The 4,811-nt window shown below is 61.4% G+C and carries 7 protein-coding genes and 4 tRNA genes; 5 read left to right on the top strand and 6 right to left on the bottom strand.

Annotated elements, in window-relative coordinates:
• Positions 1-53: 53 nt before the first annotated feature.
• The 5 genes from ABY403_RS13425 to ABY403_RS13405 form a co-directional block, all read right to left on the bottom strand.
• Positions 54-479, bottom strand: coding sequence for a tail fiber domain-containing protein (locus ABY403_RS13425; protein ID WP_372841334.1), 426 nt, complete (start codon positions 477-479; stop codon positions 54-56).
• A 150-nt stretch (positions 480-629) separates the two neighbouring features.
• A complete protein-coding gene (locus tag ABY403_RS13420) occupies positions 630-845 on the bottom strand; it encodes a hypothetical protein (protein ID WP_372841332.1) in 216 nt (71 codons plus the stop codon).
• 149 nt (positions 846-994) lie between these two features.
• Positions 995-1,207: a hypothetical protein gene (locus ABY403_RS13415; RefSeq protein WP_372841331.1), complete on the bottom strand. Its 213-nt coding sequence runs from the start codon at positions 1,205-1,207 to the stop codon at positions 995-997.
• 141 nt (positions 1,208-1,348) lie between these two features.
• Positions 1,349-1,564 carry a hypothetical protein gene (locus ABY403_RS13410; protein ID WP_372841330.1) on the bottom strand — a complete coding sequence of 72 codons (216 nt, stop codon included), beginning with the start codon at positions 1,562-1,564 and terminating at the stop codon, positions 1,349-1,351.
• A gap of 142 nt (positions 1,565-1,706) precedes the next feature.
• Positions 1,707-1,919, bottom strand: coding sequence for a hypothetical protein (locus ABY403_RS13405; protein ID WP_372841329.1), 213 nt, complete (start codon positions 1,917-1,919; stop codon positions 1,707-1,709).
• Positions 1,920-2,463: 544 nt separating this feature from the next.
• Between ABY403_RS13405 and ABY403_RS13400 the strand changes: the two genes are divergently transcribed.
• The 3 genes from ABY403_RS13400 to ABY403_RS13390 all read left to right on the top strand — a co-directional run bounded on the left by ABY403_RS13400 (position 2,464) and on the right by ABY403_RS13390 (position 3,284).
• Complete coding sequence (locus ABY403_RS13400; protein ID WP_372841328.1) at positions 2,464-2,976, top strand: HU family DNA-binding protein; 513 nt, start codon at positions 2,464-2,466, stop codon at positions 2,974-2,976.
• A gap of 19 nt (positions 2,977-2,995) precedes the next feature.
• Positions 2,996-3,070, top strand: a tRNA-Val gene (locus ABY403_RS13395).
• A 139-nt stretch (positions 3,071-3,209) separates the two neighbouring features.
• Positions 3,210-3,284: transfer RNA gene (locus tag ABY403_RS13390), tRNA-Val, on the top strand.
• Positions 3,285-3,304: 20 nt separating this feature from the next.
• Here ABY403_RS13390 and ABY403_RS13385 read toward each other — a convergent pair.
• Positions 3,305-4,102 carry a polysaccharide deacetylase family protein gene (locus ABY403_RS13385; RefSeq protein WP_372841327.1) on the bottom strand — a complete coding sequence of 266 codons (798 nt, stop codon included), beginning with the start codon at positions 4,100-4,102 and terminating at the stop codon, positions 3,305-3,307.
• Positions 4,103-4,324: 222 nt separating this feature from the next.
• Between ABY403_RS13385 and ABY403_RS13380 the strand changes: the two genes are divergently transcribed.
• Together ABY403_RS13380 and ABY403_RS13375 are read left to right on the top strand one after the other, a co-directional pair.
• Positions 4,325-4,401, top strand: a tRNA-Asp gene (locus ABY403_RS13380).
• Positions 4,402-4,429: 28 nt separating this feature from the next.
• Positions 4,430-4,506, top strand: a tRNA-Asp gene (locus ABY403_RS13375).
• Positions 4,507-4,811 lie beyond the last annotated feature (305 nt).

Raw genomic sequence — 4,811 nt, 5'->3', positions numbered from 1 at the left:
CAAAACGGAAAAGGCGCGCCACTGGCGCGCCTTTTGCTTTATATCTCTGGGTGTTAGTGAACGACCTTCATTTCGAGCCCGAGCATCCGGTAGTTCACCGAAAGTAATCCGCCGGGCCCAACCACCACAGCTTCGGGGAAGCGCGAAAGCACGTCTTGTGCCATGACACCTTCGTAAACCGTTGGCAGGCCATGATACCGGAAATGATAGAGCGGCAACCCGTTCATCGCAGTGCCGACGGGCGTAATGTCGGTTTTCAGCCGGATATCGCTTGCGTCAAGATCCGGGTCATCATCGTTCGCAACGATGAGGGCGACGACTACCAGGAGCGCCAGCGGAATCCAAAGGCCAGCCGAGCTTGAAGAGCGTTTTTCAACCACAACCGGGGCGGGGGCAACGACGGGGGCGACATAACCACCGGCGAAAGCCGAGGTAGCGCTGACCGCTGCGATAGCTGATGCGAGAAGAAGTTTGCGCATGATAGCCCTCCAGAAGGTTTACCTTGCGTCAACTGTGAACCTTGCCGCAGGTGTGGTCAAGAACAGTCATGCGGTGGCGGCAATGAAATGAAAAGCGCACCCCAAGGGGTGCGCTTTTGCCGGATTTAGCAGTATCGCTAATGCCCGCGATCAGAACTCGGTTTTTTCCTCGTCGTCGTCGTTGTTGGCGACGATCAAGCCAACGGCTACCAGTACCGCCAGCGGAATCCAGATGCTGGACGAGCTCGACGAGCCTTTTTCGACAACAACGGGTTCAGCCGCGACGACCGGGGCAACGTAACCACCGGCAACAGCCGAGGTGGCGGTAACGGCCGCGATGGCCGAAGCGAGGAGAAGTTTGCGCATGGGATTCCCTAAAAAACAAAACGTGCGCCGACATTTACGCACTCGCGTGGTGCAGTCAAGTTGAAGGCAAGGGCCGACAAAATTGTGCAACAAAAAAGGCGCACCCTCACAGGCGCGCCCTTTGGTTTTTTGGCTAGATATTTTGCGGATCAAACCGGCGGTTCTTCTTCGTCGTCGTTGTTCGCAACGATCACACCGATGACCACCAGCAGCGCCAGCGGGATCCAGATACCAGCCGAGCTCGACGAGCCTTTTTCAACAACAACAGGTTCAGCGGCGACGACCGGGGCGACATAGCCACCGGCAAGCGCCGAAGAAGCAGTAACGGCCGCGATGGCCGAAGCGAGGAGGATTTTGCGCATGGGGTTCCCCTTAAGACATGATGCGAGGCGAGCTTCGCGCGATCATGCCTTTCGGTCAAGTTGAGGCAGTAAAACGGCGGCACAGTGCAACAAAAAAGGCGCACCCCGAGAGGGATGCGCCTTTAAGTTTTCGCTACGATGTCACTCGATCATTAGTTCCTCGTCGTCGTCGTTGCTTGCAACGATGAGGGCGACGGCTACCAGCACTGCCAGCGGAATCCAGATGCTGGACGAGCTCGACGAGCCTTTTTCGACCACAACCGGGGCGGCGGCGACGACCGGGGCGACGTAGCCACCGGCAAGTGCCGAAGAAGCAGTAACGGCCGCGATGGCCGAAGCGAGAAGAAGTCTGCGCATGTGGTGTCCCCCTTATTAAAACACGGCTGGAGCATCGCGTGAAAGGGTGGGGCCGGTCAACCGCTCTGGAAATGAATTACCGGGCGCGCAACAAAAAAGGCGCACCCCGAGAGGGATGCGCCTTTGAGTTTTGACGATGATGTCAGTCGCCCGTTACTTCGTCGTCGTCGTTGTTTGCAACGATCAAGCCGACGGCCACCAGCACTGCCAGCGGAATCCAGATGCTGGACGAGCTCGACGAGCCTTTTTCGACCACAACCGGGGCGGCAGCGACGACCGGGGCGACGTAGCCACCGGCAAGTGCCGAAGAAGCGGTAACGGCCGCGATGGCCGAAGCGAGAAGAAGTTTACGCATGGGATACTCCTGTGATTAGATTGCCTTGCCCCGGCGTTATCACATTGGCCGCTTCGGTCAATAACAATTGGTGCTTCGCGCAACCAACCTTGGCAACCTGTGCCAAAGTGCACACGCTTTGCATCGCCGGGCGTCACAATCACCCGCTGCGCGCATCTTGTTGGCCATCTTCATCGCTCGGACAGAGGTGCGCTTTGTTTGCCAGAGTCAGTGGTCGCGAGACCCAGCCAGCACAGCCTTGGCGTGACGACAGGCTCGGCGGCCATGGGGGCCGCATAGCCACCAGCAAGGGTGGCCCGAGGTGGTGACGGTCATCTGCGCGGCGGTGAGCAGTGTTTGCGCATCTTTTGTGGCTTCCCGAGGGGGTGATATGCCACCGGCCCCTGCACCCCGCGTTTCGCAGCGTCAGAGATGCCGCATCGCAACCTGCGGCGATCATGGCATTTTCGCAACGGCAGCGCTTGCGGCAAAGTTCAGATTGCTGTGGATTGTTAAGGGACGCGCGCATACTCTGTTGCCAGCATAGAAACAAACGGATGTCGACATGACCAAAGCTCCGACCTCGGTCGATGCGGCCGGCAAATCACCCCGCAAGCGCGCCGCGAAACCTGCGACCAAACGTGCAACTGCCGCCAAACCTGCGGCCGACGTGGCCCCCGCTGCCAAGCCGAGGCCGACCGTCGTGCCGCCCTTGGCCGTTGTGCCCTCGGCGCAGGCGAGCGCGCCTGTCGCCGCCGCACCCGTGGCTGTCTCTGGCGGAGGAGATGACAGCCCCACGCTGCGCCGCAAAGACTTTTTGCAGCGTGTCCTGACGCGCTCGGGTGCAAAGAAGAAAGATGCCCAGACCGTGATAGACGCCACGCTGAAGGTGTTGAGCGAAGCGTTCTCTAACGGCGAGGCGGTTGTGCTGCCGCAATTCGGCAAAGCCCGCGTCAGCCGCCAGGTTGATGTGAAGGATGGCGAAATGCTGGTGATCAAGCTGCGCCGGGGCGGCGAGGCAAAACCCGGCAAGGGCGCGAAAAGCGCCGACGAATCCCTTGCGGACGACGAAGACTGAGGCTATTACGCCGCGCACCGGGTGATTAGCTCAGCGGTAGAGCGCTTCGTTCACATCGAAGATGTCAGGGGTTCAAATCCCTTATCACCCACCATCATTCCGAACGCGCGCCCGATGTGGCGCGCGTTTTGCGTTGCGCCAGCGCGTGCGGCTGCTTTGGTGGCGCGCTGGAACCCGCATTCTGCTTCGCGGCACTTGCAAGGAAGCCGGGCACGGGGTATTGGCGCGGCGTCGGGTGATTAGCTCAGTGGTAGAGCGCCTCGTTTACACCGAGGATGTCGGGAGTTCGACCCTCTCATCACCCACCAGTCCCCAACCTTGGCTACAGTCAGTCGTCCTCATGGCCGCGCGACCGGGCAGGGGTGGCTTGCGATACCATCTGCACCTTGCCCCAACGGCGCCAGCCCAGCAATTGCGACATGCTGGTCGCTTGAAGGCCCGCCGCCGCTAGCCCCTCAAGCGCGGCAGGCATGGCATCGACCGTCGGCGCGTGGATGTCGTGCGCCAGCACGATCGAGCCGCCGCGCGCCTTGGTCACGATTCTGCTGGCAACGACGTCAGCGCCGGGGCGGCGATAATCGGAGGGGTCTACAGACCACATCACCGTAGGCAGCAGCCGATTTTCGTGCAGCATCCTTGATTGATAGCTTGTGATCGCCCCGTAGGGCGGGCGCATCGTTACCGGCAAGTGCCCGGTTGCGCGCCAGATCGCCTCGTTGGCGCGGTCGATCTCGCGCAGCACATCACTGTCGCCAAGGCTCAATAGATCGGCGTGTGACCAGGTGTGGTTGCCGATTTCGTGGCCTTCATCGGCGATGCGTTTGACCACATCGGGGTAACGGCGCACCATTTGCCCGACCACGTAAAAGGTCGCCGTCGCTCCATGCGCGCGCAGAATGTCAAGCAGGCGCGGCGTGTGCACCGGGTGCGGCCCATCGTCAAAGGTCAGTGCGACGAAGGGCTTGTCGGTCAGCACCGAGTTGACGAGCACAACGTCGTGATGCTCGGTCAGCACGGGTATTGGCAGATCGGCAGGGTCGCTGGCGCGCGCCATATCTGCCCGAAGGCCAAGGCCCGCGGTCAAGGCACCCGAAAGTGCGCCGCCCAAGATGTTTCTGCGCGTCATCACCACCGGACACGACCCCCAAACCCGCAAGTGTGCCGGGACGCTAGCCTTATGGCGCATGTCCGCCAAGCCGCGCAGGGCAGGCGGATGTCATCGCGCGGCGACTGTGGCGCACATGCTGCAAACGGGTGATCGATTTGCTGCAGCATTCCGCTTGACGCCGCATACCCCCATCGCTAAGACCGCTGCACGCCGGAACCGGGGGTTCCTGCGGGCATATGTGCGGTTGTAGCTCAGTTGGTTAGAGTACCGGCCTGTCACGCCGGGGGTCGCGGGTTCGAGCCCCGTCAACCGCGCCATTTGCCCCTTTCCCCTGCCGGTCAAAGCGCGGTTGTAGCTCAGTTGGTTAGAGTACCGGCCTGTCACGCCGGGGGTCGCGGGTTCGAGCCCCGTCAACCGCGCCACTTCTTCTCTTGCAAGGTCCGAGGCGGAAGCGAATCTGTGTTCTGGGCTTGCTGAGCCAGCGCAGATCGTCGCGCGAGCGCGCGGCTTTGCGCCGTGCTTTGCAGGCTCGCGCGAGGTGGCTTGGGGTGCAGGTTTCGCCGCTGGCCGCAAAGCCACGGCAAATGCATCTGCGCAGCACCTTTCGCGCCAGCGCAACGCCCGCTATATCGGGGCCGAGGTGCAAGATGACAGATACAAACGACATTCCCGCCCTTATGGCCAAAATCGGTGCGGCGGCACGGGCGGCTGCGGCCGAGTTGGCATT

The sequence above is a fragment of the Phaeovulum sp. genome, from assembly GCF_041596715.1.
Taxonomy (GTDB): domain Bacteria; phylum Pseudomonadota; class Alphaproteobacteria; order Rhodobacterales; family Rhodobacteraceae; genus UBA6213.
This window is presented reverse-complemented; position numbering and strand designations above follow the sequence as displayed.